Raw genomic sequence first — 18,322 nt, forward strand, 5'->3', positions numbered from 1 at the left:
GCTGACGGGCTGGGTCAGCTGACGGTCTGGGGCGCGCGCCGCCGGGTGATGTCGGCGCAGTCGAGGCAGACCTCCTCGGGCACGAGCCCGAGGCGCATGAGCACGGCGAAGAGACGGCAGCCGACGCAAAGGCCGAACGCCGCCTCGAGCAACGGGAAAAGCACCATGACGGCGCCGATGACGACGACGGCCGTGATCGCGGCCGAGGACCCCGTGATGACGTTGAGAAGCCAGAGCGCCGTCGCGGAGACCGTCATGACGGCACCGATGGCGGCCGCGAAGCGCTTCGGGGCGCCGGCCGTCGGTCGCTTCGCCGCGGGCACGGCGGGCCGGATCCACCGGCCCACGAGCCGGGCGATCGGGCTGGCCTGCGGACCGAGGGCGGCCCGCAGGGTGAAGTCGGCGGCGAGCACCGCATAGAGCCACCACTGCTGGGTGCCGAGGGCGAGGACGCCGATGGCGAGCACGACGGCAGCGATGAGCCGGACGGTGACGTCGTCGACGACGGCCGGGAAGCGCGAGGAACTCATGACCCGCATTATTGGACGCATAACCCTTGATTATCCAATCCTGCTCGGCATCCGGATGCCCAAACCACCCCACATCCACCCGAGGGGGACGCGCCCGCCTCGGGGTGGGTGTGCCGGAAGGAGCGGCGGACCGGGGTGGAAGCGCATCGCGGCGAGCGTGGGGGAGCATCGGACGAGCCGGGCCCAGCGGCATACCCTCTCCTCATGGCCCTGCACATCGGAGCGCACGTCGACCAAGAGGACCCCATCGCGGAGGCGAGGGCGCGCGGCGCCACCCTGTCGCAGTTCTTCCTCGGTGACCCGCAGAGCTACAAGGGCCCGGTCATCCGGTATGCCGCCGGGGCGGCTGCGCTCCGAGCCGACGCAGAGGCGGCGGGCGTCGACCTCTACGTCCACGCGCCCTATCCGATCAACGTCGCCAGCCTCAACAACCGCATCCGCATCCCGGGCCGCAAGCTGCTGCAGCAGCACCTCACGGCAGCCGCCGAGATCGGGGCCAAGGGTGTCATCGTGCACGGCGGGCACCTCGGGGTCGACGAGGACTCCGCCAAGGGCTTCGACAACTGGCGCAAGTGCATCGACGGCCTCGACCTGGCGGTGCCCCTGCTCATCGAGAACACCGCCGGCGGCGACAACGCGATGGCCCGGCGGCTCGAGGCCATCGGCCGGCTCTGGGACGCCATCGGCTCGGCATCGGGGGTCGAGGACGTCGGCTTCTGCCTCGACACCTGCCACGCGTTCGCCGGCGGGCTCGACCTCGGCAGCGTCGTCGACGACATCCGGGCGATCACCGGGCGCATCGACCTCATCCACGCCAACGACTCGCGCGATGAGGCGGACTCCGGTGCCGACCGGCACACGAACTTCGGATCCGGCACGCTGGACGGCGAGGCGGTCGCCGCCCTGGTGCGCGCTGCGGGAGCGCCGGTCGTGTGCGAGACCCCGGGGGGCGTGGAGGGCCAGACCGCTGACATCACCTGGCTGCGGTCCCAGGTCGCCTGATCCGCCGTTTGCACTCTGGTGCCATGAAGTGCAAAACTGCACTCCGTGACCAGTAGTGCAACCGTGCGACGGCGTAGCACCCTGCGACGGATCACGATCGCATCTCAGGAGCTGACGATCGAGCGGGGCTACGACGGCTTCACCCTCGACGAGCTGGCCGAACGGGTCGGGGTCTCGCGCCGCACCCTCTTCAACCACGTGCGCGGCAAGGAAGAGGCTGTGCTCGGGGTCCGGCCGGACTTCGACCCCCGGCTCGTCGCCGACTTCCGCGCGGGCGGCCCGACCGGTGACCTCTTCGACGACCTGCTCGCCCTCATCGTCGAGCTGCTCGACCGTGAGGACGCCGACCGAGCCGACGCCGCCCGCTTCCACCAGCTCATGGAGACCAACCCGTCGCTCATCGGTCGGGTCATCCGCGAGCTCGACACCGTGTGCGCCGAGGCCGTCGCGATGGCGGCCGACCGACCGGGCGAGTCCGATCCGCACCGGGCCCAGGTCGTCGTCAGCCTCCTCGGCGCCCTCATCGCGCACGCGATGCACGAGTTCATCCGCGAGCCCGACCTCGACGCCGGCCTCGTCGACCACCTGCGCCGCGCCGTGGGCACCGCCCGCTCCGTCCTCGCCTGACGCACCCGCGTCGCGCCCACCCCGCCTCACCGCCTCACCGCCACGCCGCCGTGGCGCCATCTCGTCCTGCCCTCAACCGCATCACCGCCCGAAAGGCACCGCCATGGCCACCCGCCTCTATCGACTCGGCAAGCTCGCCTACCGGCGCTGGCCGGTCGTCCTCGTCAGCTGGCTCATCGTCCTCGTCGGCATCGCCGGCGTCTCGGCCGCGATCAGCAAGCCGATGCAGGACGAGTTCAGCATCCCCGGCATCCCCTCCGAGCAGGCGCAGACCCTGCAGCAGGAGCTCTTCCCCGGAGCGCGCAGCGCCTACGACGGCGCCGGCGCGACCATCGTCGTCGCCGCTCCCGAGGGCCAGACCCTCCGGGAGCCCACCTACACCCGAGCGGTCGACGACCTCGTCTCCGCGCTCCGGGGCACCCCGCAGATCGACGCCGACGCACCCGTCGTGGGTCCGGTCGCCGCGGCAGCAGGGCAGCGCGAGCAGCTCGTCGAGGCCTCGGTCAAGGCTGGTCAGCCGCGCGCGGTCGCCGAGGCCAATGCCGCCGCTCTGTCCCCCCTCAGCGAGGACGCGCGCGTCGGCACCATCTCGCTGACGTTCGACGTCGACAAGCCGACCGACATCGACAAGGCCACCCAGGAGCACGTCGCGGAGGCGCTCTCCGCGGCCCGCACCACCGGCCTCACGGTCGCGGCCAGCGGCAGTGCGCTGCAGTCCTTCGAGCTCCCCGGCGGCTCGAGCGAGGCCATCGGCATCGCCATCGCCGCGCTCGTCCTCGTGCTGACCTTCGGCTCGCTGGTCGCCGCCGGGCTGCCGATCCTCACCGCACTCGTCGGCGTCGGCATCGGGGCGCTCGGCGTCACGGCCGCGACCGCCTTCGTCAACGTCGGCAGCACGACCCCGATCCTGGCCACGATGCTCGGCCTCGCCGTCGGCATCGACTACGCGCTCTTCATCCTGTCTCGCTACCGGGCCGAGCTGCTGCACCACGACGATCGCGAGGAGGCCGCCGGGCTCGCCGTCGGCCGGGCCGGCTCCGCCGTCGTCTTCGCGGGTCTGACGGTGGTCATCGCCCTCGCCGCGCTCGGGGTCGTGGGCATCCCCCTGCTCACCTCCATGGGGATCGCGGCCGCGGCCACGGTGCTCGTCGCGGTGCTCATCGCCCTGACCCTGCTCCCCGCCCTGCTCGGCATGCTGGGCGGCAAGGCCTTCGCCGGTCGGGTCCGGCGCGACCGCATCGTCGCCGACGAGCTGGAGTCCGAGCCCCGCGACCTCACCGAGGTCACGAGCCGGCGCGAGGCCCTGCAGGGAGGCGACCCGGACCGGCGCACGCCCGGCTCCGACAACGGTGGCGTCCGGTGGGCGCGTCTCGTGGGCCGCCACCCCGTGATCATCGGCCTGCTCGGCATCGTGCTGCTGGGCAGCCTCACGGTGCCGGTCAAGGACCTGCACCTCGCGCTGCCGACCGACTCGACCTCCTCGACGGAGACCTCCGCCCGTCGCGCGGCCGACCTCATCGACGGTGCGTTCGGGCCCGGCCGCAACGCCCCGCTGCTCCTCGTGGTGGATGCCCGCGCCACCAGTGGCGGCCAGGCCGCGGGCGAGGCGATCGGCACGGTGACGTCCTGGGCTGCCGGCCTGCCCGACGTCGCCAACGCCCAGGTCATCGCGCAGAACGAGGCCGGCACCGGCGCGCAGGTGCTCATCACCCCGCGGAGCGGGGGCGACGACATCGCGACCGAACAGTTGCTCGCCGCGCTCCGCGACGGCCAGGCCGCCCAGGAGCAGGCCACCGGCACGACGCTCGGCGTCACCGGCGTAACCGCGATCCAGACCGATGTCAGTGAGCGGCTCGCCGGGGCGCTGGCGCCCTACCTCGCCATCGTCGTGGGGCTCGCGTTCGTGCTGCTCATGATGGTGTTCCGCTCCGTGCTCGTGCCGCTCACGGCGACGGTCGGCTTCCTGCTCTCGGTGCTCGCCACCCTGGGCCTGACCGTGCTCGTCTTCCAGGAGGGCCTCTTCGGCCTGTTCGAGCCGGCGCCGATCATGAGCTTCATGCCGATCCTCGTCATCGGCATCGTCTTCGGGCTGGCGATGGACTACCAGGTCTTCCTCGTCACCCGGATGCGCGAGGCCTATGTCCACGGCGACTCGGCGAGGCACTCCATCATCGAGGGCTTCCGCTTCAGCGCCCGAGTCGTCACCGCGGCGGCCATCATCATGATCTCGGTCTTCGCTGCCTTCATCGCGCAGGACCAGGCCCTCATCCAGTCGATCGGCTTCGCCCTCGCGGTGGCCGTGCTCTTCGACGCCTTCGTCGTGCGGATGACGCTGATCCCCGCGGTGATGAACTTGCTCGGCGACAAGGCCTGGTGGCTGCCCCGCTGGCTCGATCGCCTCCTGCCCGACGTCGACGTCGAGGGTGAGTCGCTGACCCGTGCTCGTGCGGCGCAGCGGGGCCCGGATGAGGCGCGCGAGCTCGAGGGCTCCGGCGTGCGCTGAGGCCCCACAGCGCGGGTGTTCGGGATCCAGTGCAGCGTCACCGCACAGGGCCAGACCGTGGCGCCGAGCCGGTCGGCTCGGCGCCACGTCACGTCAGTCGGTCGTGCGTCGGATGAAGGCGCGCACTGCAAGCGGCGCGATGACGGCGGTGATCGCGACCGACCAGATGACCGTCGTGAGCACCGGGTAGTGCAGCGGCAGCGCAGCCTCGGGCGGCGCAGCCGGTCCGTTGCCCCAGAGCTCCCGCATGGCCTGGACAAGCGAGCTGATGGGGTTCCACTCGGCAATCGTCCGCAACCAGCTGGCCATGCCCACGGTCGGGGCGAAGGTGTTGGCCAAGAACGTGATCGGGAAGATCGTCGTGAACATCAGGCCGTTGACCGCTTCGGGTGAACGCATCGACGATCCGACCAGGATGCCCACCCAGATCATCGCGAAGCCGAAGAGCAGCAGCAGCCCAAAGGCCAGCAGTGCCTTGCCGACGCCGTTGTGGATGCGCCAGCCGATCGCCAGGCCGGTCAGCGACATGACGAAGATGCCGATGCTCGAGTGGATGATGCTGTAGATGCTGCGACCGACCAGCACCGACCCTCGTGAGATCGGCAGCGACCGGAAGCGGTCGATGATCCCCTTGCCGAGGTCCATGTTGAGGCCGATCGCCACGATGAAGGCGGAGAAAGCCATCGTCTGGGCCATGATTCCCGGCATCAGCCACTCACGGTAGTTGTAACCCGGGATGACGATCGAGCCGCCGAAGACGAAGGCGAAGAGCAGCACGAACATCACCGGCTGGATGGTGACGTCGGTGAGCATCTCGGGCTGGCGCTTGATGTGCTTGAGGCTGCGCCAGACCATCGTCGTGACCTGACGGACGAAGCCGGGCGGCTCGAAGTCATGCGGCTCGACCCGGGCCGCCCGCGTGGCGTCGCGGACTGCGGACTCGGTCATGGCTGCTCCTCGATCGGTGCGGTGGGCTGGCTCTGCTGGGGGGGCTGCGTCGCTCGCGTGGGCTGACCGTCCTCGCCGGTGCTGTCGCCGGACGGTGACTCGGCGCGGTGGCCGGTGAGGCTGAGGAAGACGTCGTCGAGGCTCGGCCGCTGCAGGCCGAGGTCATCGAGCACGATCTCGCTGCGCTCGAACAGCATCGCCACCCGCGTCATGTCGGCCAGTCCCTCGGCAGGGGCGGTCAGCTGACGAGCAGCCATGTCGACGTGGACCTCGGGCACGTGCGAGGCGAGCAGTGCCCGGGCCGGCTCCAGCTGGTCGACGTGCGACACCGTGAGCACGATGGCGGCCTTGCCGGACTGGTCCTTGAGCTCGAGGGGTGTGCCTTGGGCGATGATGCGGCCGTGGTCGATGACGACGATGCGGTCGGCGAGCTGGTCGGCCTCCTCGAGGTACTGGGTCGTCAGCAGCAGGGTCGTGCCCTCGCGCACGAGGCCGCGCAACACCTCCCAGAGCTCGACCCGGCTGCGCGGGTCGAGGCCGGTGGTCGGCTCGTCGAGGAAGAGCACGGGAGGCGTGGCGATGAGGCTGACCGCGAGGTCGAGGCGCCGGCGCATGCCTCCGCTGTAGTCCTTGATGACCTTGTCGCCCGCGTCGGTCAGCGAGAAGCGCTCGAGCAGCTCGTCGGAGAGCCGACGGATCTCGACCTTGGGCAGGCCGTAGAGCGAACCCATGAGCCGGAGGTTCTCGCGGCCGGTGAGCAGCTCGTCGACGGTCGCGGCCTGCCCCGTGAGGCCCATGCTGCGGCGCACCGCCTCGGGCTCACGGATGACGTCGTGGCCGGCCACGCGGGCGGTGCCGCTGGTCGGCTCGCTGAGGGTCGTCATCATGCGGACGGTGGTGGTCTTGCCGGCGCCGTTGGGGCCGAGCAGACCGAGGACCGTGCCCTGCGGCACGGTGAAGCTGACGTCGTCGACGGCGGTCATGTCGCCGAAGCGCTTGACGAGGTGCTCGGCCTCGATGGCCGGGCCCACGGGTCTGGTGCGCCCGGCGGGCGCGGTGGAGGTGGTGGTCATGGTGTGGCTCTCCCGAGAGTGAGGGGTCCCGATCCCGACAACGATAAGGACGACCACTGACACTCTACGTTCGGTGTGCACGCCGTCAACATCTTTCGGGCGCCGATGACGCCGCCCCGGCCTCCCCCTTACGCCGACGGCGTAGCCCGACTCGGGCCCACGGCATACCGGGCGTGCGACGCTGGGAGCGCCCGACGATCGGAGAGCCCCATGAGCACCCTGCCCCGCCACCCGTCCCCCGCACCCCGCCGCCCCCTGCTGCGCGAGGTCTACGGCCGACTGCTGCGGGGGCTGCGCACCCGGCAGGGGCGCACGCTCGCCCAGGTGTCCACCGCGGCCGGGGTCTCGCTCGCCTACCTCTCCGAGGTCGAGCGTGGACTCAAGGAGCCGTCGTCCGAGGTGCTCGAGGCCATCTGCGTTGCCCTCGGCTCGAGCGTCACCCTGCTCGTCGGTGCCGCCCACCGTGAGCTGAGCGGCCTCACGCTGGAGCGTCTCGACGGACCGCTGGAGGAGCCCGCGGTGCTCGAGCTGACCAGCGTGCGGTCCGTCGACCCGTGGGCGGGCCGCGACCTGGCCCCGGCGACCGAGGTCGACCGGACCGCCCTGCGAGTCGCTGCCTAGCGCGCGAGGCCGGCGGCCGGCTCGGCCGCCCCGACCTCCCGGACCGCGGCCTCGGACGCCCGCTCGATGACGTGGTCGACGATCCCGAAGTCGACGGCCTGCGCCGCGGTCAGCACCTTGTCGCGGTCGGTGTCGGCACGCAGCTGCTCCACGGAGCGCCCGGTGTGCCGGCTCAGCACTCCCTCCACCTGGGAGCGCACCCGCAGCAGCTCGTCGGCTTGCAGGGCGAGGTCGCTGACCGTCCCCTGCCCACCCGACGACGGCTGGTGGAGCAGCACCCGTGAGTGCTTGAGCGCGAAGCGCCGCCCCGACTCGCCGGCCGCGAGCAGCACGGCAGCCGCCGACGCCGCCTGACCCAGGCAGTAGGTCGCGACCGGCGTCGGCACGAACTGCATCGTGTCGTAGATCGCCATGAGCGCCGTGAAGGAGCCGCCGGGGCTGTTGACGTAGAGCGCCACCTCGCGGTCGGGCGCCACATCCGCCAGGTGCAGCAGCTGGGCCATCACGACGTTGGCCACTCCGTCGTCGATCTCCGTGCCCACGAAGACGATCCGCTCCTGCAGGAGCCGGCTGTAGATGTCGAAGCTGCGCTCGCCGGACGGGGTCTTCTCGATGACGTAGGGGATCGGGTAGCTGCTCATCGCCGGTTGCGACCGTGCGCCGTTCATCGCAGACCCACCTTCCGCTCGACCCCTGCTGGTCGCACGTCGGCGAGCGAGGCGACGACGTGGTCGACGATGCCGTAGGCCTGCGCCTCCGCCGCACTGAACCAGCGGTCGCGCTCGCTGTCGCGGGTGATCTGCTCGACGGACTGCCCCGTGTGCTCGGCCTGGAGCTCGTTGACGCGTCGCTTGATCGCCTGGAGGTTGGCGGCCTGCACCTCGACATCGGCGGCGGTGCCCTGGATGCCCGCCGACGGCTGGTGCATCATGATGCGCGCGTTGGGCAGGGCGAAGCGCTTGCCTGGCGTCCCTGCGCCGAGGAGGAACTGTCCCATCGACGCCGCGAATCCCACTGCCAGCGTGGACACCTCGTTGGGTATGACGCGCATGGTGTCGTAGATCGCGAGCCCCGCGGTCACGGAGCCGCCGGGACTGTTGACGTAGAGGCTGATGTCGGCGCGCGGGTCGCGCGCCGAGAGCAGGAGCAGCTGGGCGGTGATCCGGTTGGCGATCGGATCGTCCACCTCCGCCCCGAGGACGATGATCCGCTGGTGGAGCAGCTGCATCGCCAGCTGGTCGTCGAGCGGTCCGGGCATGAGGGTCTCGGTCATGCCACCCAGCCTCGACGGCATACCCGCTCCTGTGAATGACCATCTGCTGCAGGCAGATTCGCCAACGGCGTATGCCGTCCGGCGGAATCTCGCTGGCCGGCGCCCTCACGAGCGACCACGATGGGCGCATGGCCGGAACCAGATACCCCGACATGTGGGTCGACCCCGAGGACGACCCGCGCACCCAGGGAGCACTGCTGGCAGACGAGCGCACGACGCTGCTCGACTACCTGGCGACCTACCGCCTCACCCTCGAGCTGAAGTGCTCCGGGCTGACGGCCGCGCAGCTGGCGACGCGGTCGGTGCCCCCGTCGACGATGTCGTTGCTCGGACTGGTGAGGCACCTGGCGCAGGTCGAGCAGAGCTGGTTCCGTCGACGGATGGCGGGTCAGGACGTGCCCTACCTCTATCGGACGGCCGACGACCGCGACGCCGACTTCGACGGAGCTGTCGCCGACGACGAGGTGGTGGCCGAGGCGTGGGCTCGGTGGCGCGAGGAGGTCTCCAACGCAGACGATTTCGTCGCGCAGGCAGAGTCTCTCGACCTCGTCAGCGCCTCCCCCGACGAGCCGATCAACCTGCGCGAGGTGCTCGTGCACCTCATCGAGGAGTATGCCCGGCACTGCGGCCATGCCGACCTGCTGCGCGAGTGCATCGACGGCGCCACCGGTCAGTGAGCCGGTGGCGCCGTCGGTGTGCTCAGGGGCTGCTGCTCACTTCGCGAGGAAGTCGACCAGCACGCGGTTGAACTCCTCGGCGTGGCTCACGTTGATGCCGTGCGGGCCACCCTCGATGACGTGGAGCTCGCTCTGGGCGAGGGCCTGGTGGGTGCGCTGGCCCGAGCCCTCGAAGGGCACCGTCGCGTCGCCGTCGCCGTGGATGACGAGTGCGGGCACGGTGACCTTCGTCAGGTCGTCGCGGAAGTCGGTCGTGCCGAAGGACTGCATGCACCCGATGAGGGCCCGGTCGTCCGCCTGCTGGCAGAGGGCGATCGCCTCCTGACGCTGCTGCTCGGTGACCCTGAGCTGCCCACCCGCAGAGAAGAACTGCGTCGTGAACTGGTCGAAGAAGGCATCACGGTCGCCCTTGGCGCCGTCCTCCATCTCCTTCGCGGCGTCCTCGGTCAGCGGGCCGTCCGGGTTGTCGTCGGTCTGGAGCAGGTACGGCGGCACGGCGGCGGCGAAGACGACGCTGTGCAGCCGGTCCTCACCGTGGCGCGCGACGTAGCGGGCGACCTCGCCGCCACCCATGGAGAAGCCGACCAGCGTGACATCACGCAGGTCGAGACCATCGAGCAGGCTCGCGAGGTCGTCGGCCAGCGTGTCGTAGTCGTAGCCGCCGCGCGGCTTGTCGCTCTGTCCGAAGCCGCGGCGGTCGTAGGAGATGGCCCGGTAGCCGGCCTGCACGAGAGCAGGCACCTGCTCCTGCCACGAGGCGCCCGAGAGCGGCCAGCCGTGGATGAGCACGACAGGGCGGCCCTCGCCGCCGGTGTCCTCGACGTGGATCTTGACGTCGTGGAGGAGTCCCTGGTCAGCGGTGACTTCGGTCATCGTTCTGCCTTCCGGTCGTTGGGCCCCGCAACTCACGGGGGCCCTGTCGCCGTACCCGACCCATCATCACCGCCAACCGTGACGACGTTCACGCGGCGCAGCCCCATCCGTCAGCGCGTGCGCCCCGAACTCATCACCCCTGCACGCCGGCGATCTCGTTGGGCACGTGGGGCAGACGCGCCCGCTCTGCGACACGACCCGTCGCGAGGTCAACGCGGACCAGGCCCGAGGAGGCGGGATCGGTGACGAAGACACGATCTCCCACGACGCGCACGGCGGGTCGCGGATCCTGCCACTCGAGCGGCTCCGACCACGGCTCGACGACCGGCATCGACCGCGTCGTCGCCCCGCTCGCGGGGTCGATGACCCGCAGTCGGCCGTCGGTCCCGAGCACGAGCGCCTCCCCCGCCGGCCCGCGCTCGAGGCTGCGGAAGGAGTAGCTCGCGCCGAGGTCGACGAGACGCAGCCGGCCGGTCGCCGTGTCGGTCAGCGAGATGCGGGTGGGACGCTCGAGCTCGGCGTCGCGGTCGACCTTGTAGTCGCCGAGCACGACGGGCGACTCCTCCGAGCCCGCCTGGTTGCCGATGCGCCCGTAGTCGTCAGGGCTCGCGACCTTCCTGAAGGCGCGGTCACGGTAGACGAGGATGCCGTCCTCGCAGCCGAGAGTGACGGCGTCGTGCGCCGCGACGGCCTCACCGTGCAGGCCGGGACAGGTGTCGGTGCGCGCGATCTCACGACCCGACGCGTCGAGCGCGACGGCACCCGTGCGGGCCGTGTCGTCACCGAGGCTGTGCACGAGCGTGGCGTCCGGCAGCACGAGGGCGACGCCGTGGTGCGCCTGCGGAGTGCGGTGGCGCACGACGGGTGGCGCGGCGGGCGACGCCGCGGTCGTCGTGGCCGCGAGCTTGCCGGGGTCGAGCACCTGGATCTCACCCGTCCCGTCGGCGAAGAGCACGGTGCGGTTGCCGTGCACCACGACGTGGCCGGGGTGCGAGCCGGCGAAGGACGTGCCGGTGAAGGCCGGGTCGGTCGTGTAGGAGTGCCCGTGGTCGCCGTGGGCCTCCGTCCAGGCTCCGAGGTCCAGGGCCCGCCACGCGTCGCCTTCCGTCACGAGCACGTGCCGACCGTCGCCCGCCGGGTTGAGCCGCACGAAGCCGGTCGTCGGCACGCTGCCGACGACCTCGAGCGTGCGACCGTCCACGACCATGACGCCACCGGCATGGCTGATCGCCAACCGCGGCGTCGGGCCGGCCGCCTCGCCGGTGGGTCGCGGCCTGGGCGCCGCGGCGGTGGTGGGCGCGGCCACGGTGGCGCCCGCGGCTCCGGTCGCGGCGGGCGACGAGGGCGCGGGCGCGGAGGGACTGCCGCAGGCGGCGACCGCTCCGGCAAGGGCGGGGAGGATGACAAGGGCCAGGACTCGACGACTCATGACGAGAATGATTCTCATTTGCACACGATGCTGTCAAGTCGTTGGAAACGGTTGACCCGCGGACCGTCGGCCGTGAGGCTGGTCGGGCACAGCGGCATACGGCAGCTCCTCCCGAGCCCGCCGAGAGCGCGCGAGAGTCACCCAGCGAAAGCCCGACCCCGGGGAAGGAACCCATGGAATCCGACGTCGTCGTCGTCGGGGCCGGCCTTGCCGGACTCGTCGCCACCGCCGAGCTCGTCGACCGCGGCAAGCGCGTCGTGCTCGTCGACCAGGAGGGCGAGCAGTCGATCGGCGGGCAGGCGTTCTGGAGCTTCGGCGGGCTCTTCCTCGTCGACAGCCCCGAGCAACGCCGGATGGGCATCAAGGACGGTCTCGAGCTCGCGACGCAGGACTGGATGGGCTCGGCGCAGTTCGACCGCGACGAGGACTTCTGGCCGCGCCGCTGGGCCGAGGCCTACCTCGAGTTCGCCGCCGGGGAGAAGCGCGCGTGGCTCCACGAGCAGGGACACCGACTCTTCCCGGTCGTCGGGTGGGCCGAGCGCGGCGACGGCCGGGCCGAGGGCCACGGCAACTCCGTGCCGCGCTTCCACATCACCTGGGGCACCGGGCCGGGGCTCGTCGAGCCGTTCGAGCGGCGCGTGCGCGCCGGCGTGGCGTCCGGCCTGGTGACCTTCGCCTTCCGCCACCGCGTCGACGCCCTCGTCGAGAGCGGCGGCATTGTCACAGGCGTGCGCGGGCGCGTGCTCGCCCCCGACTCCTCCGAGCGCGGACGGCCGAGCAGCCGCGACGAGGTCGGCGACTTCGAGATCACCGCACAGGCAGTCATCGTCACGAGCGGGGGCATCGGCGGCGACCACGACCTCGTGCGCCGCGCCTGGCCGGAGCGCCTAGGGACCCCACCGGCCCGGATGGTCGCCGGGGTGCCCGCCCACGTCGACGGCCGCATGCTCGGCATCACCGAGTCCGCGGGCGGCCGGGTCATCAACCCCGACCGGATGTGGCACTACACCGAGGGTCTGCGCAACTGGGACCCCGTGTGGGACAACCACGGCATCCGCGTCCTGCCCGGCCCGTCGTCGCTGTGGCTCGACGCGCGGGGCCGGCGCTTCCCACCGCCGTTCTTCCCGGGCTTCGACACCCTCGGCACGCTCGGGCACATCATGCGCAGCGGCCACGACTACTCGTGGTTCGTGCTGACCCAGCGCATCATCGAGAAGGAGTTCGCCCTCTCCGGCTCGGAGCAGAACCCCGACCTCACGGACCGGGACGTGAGGCAGGTGCTCGGCCGTGCCCGGAAGGGCGCTCCCGGCCCGGTCGAGGCCTTCAAGGAGCACGGGTCCGACTTCGTCGTCGCCGACACGCTCGAGCAGCTCGTGCGCGGCATGAACGACCTGACGGGTGACGGGCTCATCGACCTCGACTCGCTGCGACGCACGATCCTCGCCCGCGACAACGAGATCGACAACGACTTCACCAAGGACGCCCAGATCACCGCCATCCGGGGTGCTCGAAACTACCGCGGCGACAAGCTGATTCGCGTCGCGAGCCCGCACCGGCTGCTGGACCCCAAGGACGGGCCGCTCATCGCCGTGCGCCTCAACATCCTCACCCGCAAGACGCTCGGGGGCCTCGAGACCGACCTCGCGGGCCGGGTGCTGCGCGCTGGCGGGCAGCCGCTGCAGGGGGTGTATGCCGCGGGCGAGGTGAGCGGCTTCGGTGGTGGGGGGATGCACGGCTACAACTCGCTCGAGGGCACCTTCCTCGGCGGCTGCCTCTTCAGCGGTCGCACGGCGGGGCGCGCGGTGGCCGCCGCACTCTGAGCGATGCCGAGAAGGTCGGTGGCCACCGCGCCGACCACCTCCCCGACCACCTCGCTGACCCCGCGCTGACCAACGAGCGGACGGACATCGCTACCCAACGAGCGGCCGATCCGCTTATCTTTACCCCGTGAATCCATCCCAGGCGGCCCCCGGCTCGCAGGCCTCCCTGCGCGAAGCCAACCGCCTGCGTGTGCTCGACGCCCTGCGTGAGCAGGGTGCCATGACCCAGGTCGAGATCGCCGGGGCGACCGGTCTGTCGCCCGCCACCGTCTCCAACATGGTCAAGGAGCTCGACGGCGCCGGCGCGGTCGAGCTCGCACCGAGCATCCGCAACGGGCGACGCGCGGTGCTCGTCTCGCTCGCCACGGGCAACACGCTGCTGGCCGGCATCGCGTTCGGTGACCGCGACGTGCGCGTCGCCATCGCCACCGGACCACGCGACATCGTCGGCCGGCACCGGATGCCCCTGCCCGCCAGCCACAACGCCGACGAGGGCATGGAGCGCGCCGCGCGCCTGCTCTACGACCTCGTCGACAAGTCGGGCAAGACCATGTCGGACGTCAAGGCGGTCGGGGTCGGGGTGCCGGCTCCCGTCGACAGCGTGACAGGACAGGTCGGCTCCGAGAGCATCCTGCCCGGCTGGCGGGGCGTCGATGTCGGTGACGAGATGCGAGGACGCCTGGGGGCGCCTGTCGTCATCGACAACACCGCCAACCTCGGAGCGCTGGGCGAGCTGAGATGCGGTGCCCTGCAAGGAGTTTCGGACGGGGCCTACATCAAGCTCTCCTACGGTGTCGGCGCCGGTCTCGTGCTAGGTGGTGAGCTCTTCCGGGGCAGCGCCGGCACGGCCGGCGAGATCGGGCACCTGACGATCGACGAGAACGGTCAGATCTGCCGGTGCGGCAACCGCGGCTGCCTCGAGACCTTCATCGGCTCCCCCGCCCTCACCGACGCCCTCGCCGGCTCGCACGGGCGCCTCACCCTGCGCGACATCATCTTCCAGGCTCTCGAGGGCGACCTCGGCTGCCGCCGCGTGCTCGAGGACGCCGGTCGCCACCTCGGCGTCGCCGTCGCCGGCCTCGTCAACCTGCTCAACCCCGAGGTGATCGTCGTCGGGGGGCAGCTCGCCCAGGTCGGTGACATCATCCTCGACCCGATGCGCCGGGCCCTGGAGCGCAGCGCCATCCCGAGCGCCACCGCGTCGCTCGTCGTGCGCCAGTCGGAGCTGCTGACCGGGGCCGACGTCATCGGCGCCGTCGTCGCCGCCGAGACGCTGCACGCCGCCAGCGACGGTCTCTTGGTAACGATTGCGTCCACGTCTTGAATTCAAGGCTTGACGCCAAGCCGGGAACCTCGTTTACTCACACGTATGGCCGCACCACCTCAAGGTGTCGGCGATGAACAAGGGAGTTCCAAGACATGCGTGCACGCTCCACTCGCCTCGCCGGCATCGCCCTTGCGGCCGGTCTGGGCCTCGCCTCGCTCGCCGCCTGTGGCAGCAGCGACAACACGTCCACGACACCCGGGAGCACCGGCGACGCCGCTGCTGGCGGCAAGAAGATCGCCCTGCTCCTGCCGGAGTCCAAGACCACGCGCTACGAGACCTTCGACAAGCCGCTCTTCGAGGCGGCCGTCAAGGCGGCCTGCGCCGACTGCACCATCATCTACAGCAACGCCGACCAGAATGCCGCCAAGCAGCAGCAGCAGGCCGAGTCCGCGCTGACCCAGGGCGCCGACGTGCTCGTCCTCGACCCCGTCGACGGTGCCGCCGCCGCCTCGGTCGTCGCGAGCGCCAAGGGCAGCAGCATCCCCGTCGTGGCCTATGACCGCTTCATCGAGGGTGCCGACTACTACGTCTCCTTCGACAACGCGACGGTCGGCAAGATCCAGGCAACGACGCTCGTCGACCTGCTCAAGGCCGGCGGCAAGACCTCGGGCGACCTCGTGATGATCAACGGCTCGCCCACCGACCCCAACGCGGCCGACTTCAAGTCCGGCGCCCACAGCGTGCTCGACGGCAGCGGCTTCAAGATCGCTGCGGAGTACGACACGCCCGACTGGAGCCCCGACAAGGCGCAGCAGTGGATGGAGGGCCAGATCTCCGCGGTCAAGGGCAACCTCGTCGGCGTCTACGCCGCCAACGACGGCACCGCCGGTGGCGCCATCGCGGCCCTCAAGGGTGGCGGCGTGACCCCGCTCCCGCCCGTCACGGGTCAGGACTCCGAGCTCGCCGCGATCCAGCGCATCCTGCTGGGCGACCAGGCGATGACGATCTACAAGCCGATCGAGCCCGAGGCGGAGGCTGCCGCCAAGGCTGCGCTCGCCCTCGCCAACGGCCAGACCCCCGAGAAGACGACGGACTTCAAGGGCGTGCCCTCGACGATCCTCGACCCGATCGCGGTGGTCAAGGACAACATCAAGGACACCGTCGTCAAGGACGGCATCTACAAGGTCAGCGACATCTGCACGGGCGAGGTCGCCGCGGCCTGCACCGAAGCCGGCATCAGCTGATCTCCAGCCGGACCCGACTGACAACCGACAGACACTGTCGCTCGTGACCACGCGGGTGTAGACCGGGTGGGTGGGCCACGAGCCCACCCACCCGGCGTCGTGTCCGCCACCTCCACGGCGACGACACGGCCTCCCGGGGTGCCGAGCACGAGCCCTCCCCCGTCCCGCCCTCACCGGTGACCGACCGGACCGACCCAAGGACTCTCATGACTGCCACCACCTCACCACCGCCGGCCCCGACGAAGACGGCCGTGCTCTCGCTCCGGGGGATCTCCAAGCGCTTCGGCGCCGTGCAGGCCCTCAGCGGCATCGACTTCGACGTCAGCTCGCACGAGGTCGTCGCCCTGGTCGGCGACAACGGCGCCGGCAAGTCGACGCTCGTCAAGACCATCGCCGGCGTCTACGCGCCCGACGAGGGCACCATGGAGTTCGACGGCAAGCGCGCCACCGTCAACACCCCCGCCGAGGCCCAGCGCCTCGGCATCGCGACCGTCTTCCAGGACCTCGCCCTGTGCGACAACCTGGACGTCGTCGCCAACCTCTTCCTCGGCCGCGAGCTCTACAACGCCCGCTCCCTCGACGAGGTGACGATGGAGAAGGAGAGCTGGCGCCTGCTGCGACAGCTGTCCGCCCGCATCCCCTCGGTGCGCATCCCGGTCGCCAGCCTCTCCGGCGGCCAGCGCCAGACGGTGGCGATCGCGCGCTCGCTGCTCGGCGACCCGAAGGTCGTCATGCTCGACGAGCCGACGGCAGCCCTCGGGGTCGCGCAGACCGCCGAGGTGCTCAACCTCGTCGAGCGGCTGCGCGAGAACGGCCACGGCGTCATCCTCATCAGCCACAACATGAGCGACGTCATGGCGGTGGCCGACCGGGTCACGGTGCTGCGCCTCGGCCGCAACAACGGCACCTTCGACGTCAGCCAGACCAACGCCCAGGAGATCATCGCCGCGATCACCGGCGCCACGACCAACGCCGTGTCCGAGCGCGCCTCGCGACGCGAGCAGAGCGAGGAGCAGCAGTGAGCACCACGACTCCCGACCCGGCCCGCGACGCCTCGGCCACCGCCGACCCCACCGCGGCGAGCGCCCTCCCGGCCGACCTGCAGGACGAGCGACTCATCGCGCAGAGCGGCGTGTCCGGCGCCGTGCGGGTCTTCTTCTCCCGCCTGCGCAGCGGCGACCTCGGCGCACTGCCCGTTGTCATCGGCCTGCTCATCATCTGGATCGTCTTCCAGACCCTCAACCCGGCCTTCCTCTCGAGCCGCAACCTCGTCAACCTCACTCTCCAGAGCGCCGCGATCGGTACGATCGCCATCGGCATCGTGCTCGTGCTGCTGCTCGGCGAGATCGACCTGTCGGTCGGGTCGATCAGCGGTCTCGCGGCGTCCATCGTCGGCGTCACCTTCGTCAAGTCCGGCTGGCCGCTCATCGCCGCGATCCTCGCCGGGCTCGCCGTGGGCGCCATCATCGGCATCTCCTACGGCGCGATCTTCACCCGCTTCGGAGTGCCCAGCTTCGTCATCACCCTTGCCGGACTGCTCGGGTTCCTCGGGCTCCAGCTCAAGGTGCTCGGCGACACCGGGTCGATCAACGTCCCCTTCGAGTCCGCCCTGACCAAGTTCGCCCAGCAGGCCTTCCTGCCCGACGTCGTCGCCTACGCACTCGCGCTGCTCGTCGTCGCCGCGTATGCCGCGAGCCGCCTGCGCGCCAACGCTCGTCGCAACGAGGCCGGGCTCTCCACCACTCCCGTGACCGCCATCGCGATGCGGGCCGGCGGGCTGGCAGCGCTGCTCCTCGTGCCGGCCGTCGTGCTCAACCGCGACCGTGGCGTCTCGGTGATGTTCCTCGTGTTCCTCGCGCTCGTCGTCATCATGGACTTCGCGATCCGGCGCACCCGCTGGGGCCGCTCGGTCATGGCTGTCGGCGGCAACGTCGAGGCTGCCCGCCGGGCCGGCATCAACGTGCGCCGCATCTACATCTCGGTGTTCGCGCTGTGCTCCACCTTCGCGGCGCTCGGTGGCATCTTCGCCATGGCGCGCCTGTCGTCCGTGGGCCAGAGCAGCGGCGGCGGCGACACCAACCTCAACGCCATCGCTGCTGCCGTCATCGGCGGCACGAGCCTCTTCGGTGGCCGCGGCTCGGCCTACTCGGCGCTGCTCGGCATCCTCGTCATCCAGTCGATCTCCAACGGGCTCAACCTGATCAACCTCCAGTCGCCGGAGCTCTACATGATCACGGGCGCGGTGCTGCTCCTCGCCGTGACTGTCGACGCCATCTCCCGACGCAGCCGCGCTGCCCACGGGCGCGCGTAGTCAGCAACGACCTGCTCGATCAGGTCACCGGCCAGGGCCCGCGTGCCGCCCACTCCCGGCGGCGCGCGGGCCCTTCGCCGTGCTCGGGCTCCTCGCCGTGCGCAAGCCCTTCGTCGCGCGCGCC

The 18,322-nt window shown here is 71.0% G+C and carries 17 protein-coding genes; 10 read left to right on the forward strand and 7 right to left on the reverse strand.

Annotation, left to right across the window (positions count from 1 at the left end; genetic code table 11):
- Positions 1 to 14: 14 nt before the first annotated feature.
- Positions 15 to 530, reverse strand: a complete 516-nt coding sequence (locus LG278_RS19960; protein WP_404389359.1) for a DUF4395 domain-containing protein — start codon at positions 528 to 530, stop codon at positions 15 to 17.
- A 204-nt stretch (positions 531 to 734) separates the two neighbouring features.
- Between LG278_RS19960 and LG278_RS19965 the strand changes: the two genes are divergently transcribed.
- The 3 genes from LG278_RS19965 to LG278_RS19975 all read left to right on the forward strand — a co-directional run bounded on the left by LG278_RS19965 (position 735) and on the right by LG278_RS19975 (position 4,662).
- Positions 735 to 1,532, forward strand: coding sequence for a deoxyribonuclease IV (locus tag LG278_RS19965; protein ID WP_404389360.1), 798 nt, complete (start codon positions 735 to 737; stop codon positions 1,530 to 1,532).
- Positions 1,533 to 1,577: 45 nt separating this feature from the next.
- A complete protein-coding gene (locus tag LG278_RS19970; RefSeq protein WP_404389361.1) occupies positions 1,578 to 2,159 on the forward strand; it encodes a TetR/AcrR family transcriptional regulator in 582 nt (193 codons plus the stop codon).
- A 103-nt stretch (positions 2,160 to 2,262) separates the two neighbouring features.
- On the forward strand, positions 2,263 to 4,662 hold the full coding sequence (locus LG278_RS19975; protein ID WP_404389362.1) for an MMPL family transporter: 2,400 nt from the start codon (positions 2,263 to 2,265) through the stop codon (positions 4,660 to 4,662).
- A 93-nt stretch (positions 4,663 to 4,755) separates the two neighbouring features.
- Here the strand turns inward: LG278_RS19975 and LG278_RS19980 are convergent, their stop codons facing one another.
- Together LG278_RS19980 and LG278_RS19985 are read right to left on the reverse strand one after the other, a co-directional pair.
- On the reverse strand, positions 4,756 to 5,610 hold the full coding sequence (locus LG278_RS19980) for an ABC transporter permease (protein ID WP_404389363.1): 855 nt from the start codon (positions 5,608 to 5,610) through the stop codon (positions 4,756 to 4,758).
- A complete protein-coding gene (locus tag LG278_RS19985; protein WP_404389364.1) occupies positions 5,607 to 6,683 on the reverse strand; it encodes an ATP-binding cassette domain-containing protein in 1,077 nt (358 codons plus the stop codon). Before LG278_RS19985 ends, LG278_RS19980 begins: the two co-directional genes overlap by 4 nt.
- A gap of 210 nt (positions 6,684 to 6,893) precedes the next feature.
- Here LG278_RS19985 and LG278_RS19990 point away from each other — a divergent pair, with 210 nt between their 5' ends.
- The gene (locus LG278_RS19990; RefSeq protein WP_404389365.1) at positions 6,894 to 7,304 is read left to right on the forward strand and encodes a helix-turn-helix domain-containing protein; all 411 of its coding nucleotides are present in this window, start codon (positions 6,894 to 6,896) and stop codon (positions 7,302 to 7,304) included.
- Here the strand turns inward: LG278_RS19990 and LG278_RS19995 are convergent.
- Together LG278_RS19995 and LG278_RS20000 are read right to left on the reverse strand one after the other, a co-directional pair.
- Positions 7,301 to 7,945, reverse strand: coding sequence for a ClpP family protease (locus tag LG278_RS19995; RefSeq protein WP_404389366.1), 645 nt, complete (start codon positions 7,943 to 7,945; stop codon positions 7,301 to 7,303). The two genes, LG278_RS19990 and LG278_RS19995, sit on opposite strands and share 4 nt — an antisense overlap.
- A 23-nt stretch (positions 7,946 to 7,968) precedes the next feature.
- On the reverse strand, positions 7,969 to 8,577 hold the full coding sequence (locus tag LG278_RS20000) for an ATP-dependent Clp protease proteolytic subunit (RefSeq protein ID WP_404389367.1): 609 nt from the start codon (positions 8,575 to 8,577) through the stop codon (positions 7,969 to 7,971).
- Positions 8,578 to 8,705: 128 nt separating this feature from the next.
- Between LG278_RS20000 and LG278_RS20005 the strand changes: the two genes are divergently transcribed.
- On the forward strand, positions 8,706 to 9,254 hold the full coding sequence (locus LG278_RS20005) for a DinB family protein (protein ID WP_404389368.1): 549 nt from the start codon (positions 8,706 to 8,708) through the stop codon (positions 9,252 to 9,254).
- A 36-nt stretch (positions 9,255 to 9,290) separates the two neighbouring features.
- Here the strand turns inward: LG278_RS20005 and LG278_RS20010 are convergent, their stop codons facing one another.
- Together LG278_RS20010 and aztD are read right to left on the reverse strand one after the other, a co-directional pair.
- On the reverse strand, positions 9,291 to 10,127 hold the full coding sequence (locus tag LG278_RS20010) for an alpha/beta fold hydrolase (RefSeq protein ID WP_404389369.1): 837 nt from the start codon (positions 10,125 to 10,127) through the stop codon (positions 9,291 to 9,293).
- A 133-nt stretch (positions 10,128 to 10,260) separates the two neighbouring features.
- A complete protein-coding gene (gene aztD, locus LG278_RS20015; RefSeq protein WP_404389370.1) occupies positions 10,261 to 11,556 on the reverse strand; it encodes a zinc metallochaperone AztD in 1,296 nt (431 codons plus the stop codon).
- Between the two features lie 173 nt (positions 11,557 to 11,729).
- Between aztD and LG278_RS20020 the strand changes: the two genes are divergently transcribed.
- The 5 genes from LG278_RS20020 to LG278_RS20040 all read left to right on the forward strand — a co-directional run bounded on the left by LG278_RS20020 (position 11,730) and on the right by LG278_RS20040 (position 18,198).
- Positions 11,730 to 13,376, forward strand: coding sequence for an FAD-binding dehydrogenase (locus LG278_RS20020; protein ID WP_404389371.1), 1,647 nt, complete (start codon positions 11,730 to 11,732; stop codon positions 13,374 to 13,376).
- Between the two features lie 127 nt (positions 13,377 to 13,503).
- On the forward strand, positions 13,504 to 14,700 hold the full coding sequence (locus LG278_RS20025) for an ROK family protein (RefSeq protein ID WP_404389372.1): 1,197 nt from the start codon (positions 13,504 to 13,506) through the stop codon (positions 14,698 to 14,700).
- A 95-nt stretch (positions 14,701 to 14,795) separates the two neighbouring features.
- Positions 14,796 to 15,887, forward strand: coding sequence for a substrate-binding domain-containing protein (locus LG278_RS20030; RefSeq protein ID WP_404389373.1), 1,092 nt, complete (start codon positions 14,796 to 14,798; stop codon positions 15,885 to 15,887).
- Positions 15,888 to 16,093: 206 nt separating this feature from the next.
- The gene (locus LG278_RS20035) at positions 16,094 to 16,909 is read left to right on the forward strand and encodes an ATP-binding cassette domain-containing protein (protein ID WP_404389374.1); all 816 of its coding nucleotides are present in this window, start codon (positions 16,094 to 16,096) and stop codon (positions 16,907 to 16,909) included.
- Entirely contained in the window at positions 16,906 to 18,198 is a 1,293-nt protein-coding gene (locus LG278_RS20040; RefSeq protein WP_404389375.1) for a sugar ABC transporter permease, read from the forward strand. The genes LG278_RS20035 and LG278_RS20040 overlap by 4 nt, the downstream gene beginning before the upstream one ends.
- The last annotated feature ends 124 nt before the right edge of the window (positions 18,199 to 18,322 follow it).

Origin of the sequence: Humibacillus xanthopallidus (assembly GCF_044793955.1) — a bacterium.
Classification (GTDB): domain Bacteria; phylum Actinomycetota; class Actinomycetes; order Actinomycetales; family Dermatophilaceae; genus Humibacillus; species Humibacillus xanthopallidus_C.

Coding starts and splice junctions, on each gene's coding strand:
- LG278_RS20020 (WP_404389371.1), top strand. CDS start 11,730: ATGGAATCCGACGTCGTCGTCGTCGGGGCCGGCCTTGCCGGACTCGTC.
- LG278_RS19965 (WP_404389360.1), top strand. CDS start 735: ATGGCCCTGCACATCGGAGCGCACGTCGACCAAGAGGACCCCATCGCG.
- LG278_RS19990 (WP_404389365.1), top strand. CDS start 6,894: ATGAGCACCCTGCCCCGCCACCCGTCCCCCGCACCCCGCCGCCCCCTG.
- LG278_RS20000 (WP_404389367.1), bottom strand. CDS start 8,577: ATGACCGAGACCCTCATGCCCGGACCGCTCGACGACCAGCTGGCGATG.
- LG278_RS19980 (WP_404389363.1), bottom strand. CDS start 5,610: ATGACCGAGTCCGCAGTCCGCGACGCCACGCGGGCGGCCCGGGTCGAG.
- LG278_RS19960 (WP_404389359.1), bottom strand. CDS start 530: ATGAGTTCCTCGCGCTTCCCGGCCGTCGTCGACGACGTCACCGTCCGG.
- LG278_RS20030 (WP_404389373.1), top strand. CDS start 14,796: ATGCGTGCACGCTCCACTCGCCTCGCCGGCATCGCCCTTGCGGCCGGT.
- LG278_RS19975 (WP_404389362.1), top strand. CDS start 2,263: ATGGCCACCCGCCTCTATCGACTCGGCAAGCTCGCCTACCGGCGCTGG.
- LG278_RS20005 (WP_404389368.1), top strand. CDS start 8,706: ATGGCCGGAACCAGATACCCCGACATGTGGGTCGACCCCGAGGACGAC.
- LG278_RS20010 (WP_404389369.1), bottom strand. CDS start 10,127: ATGACCGAAGTCACCGCTGACCAGGGACTCCTCCACGACGTCAAGATC.
- LG278_RS19995 (WP_404389366.1), bottom strand. CDS start 7,945: ATGAGCAGCTACCCGATCCCCTACGTCATCGAGAAGACCCCGTCCGGC.
- LG278_RS19985 (WP_404389364.1), bottom strand. CDS start 6,683: ATGACCACCACCTCCACCGCGCCCGCCGGGCGCACCAGACCCGTGGGC.
- LG278_RS20035 (WP_404389374.1), top strand. CDS start 16,094: ATGACTGCCACCACCTCACCACCGCCGGCCCCGACGAAGACGGCCGTG.
- aztD (WP_404389370.1), bottom strand. CDS start 11,556: ATGAGTCGTCGAGTCCTGGCCCTTGTCATCCTCCCCGCCCTTGCCGGA.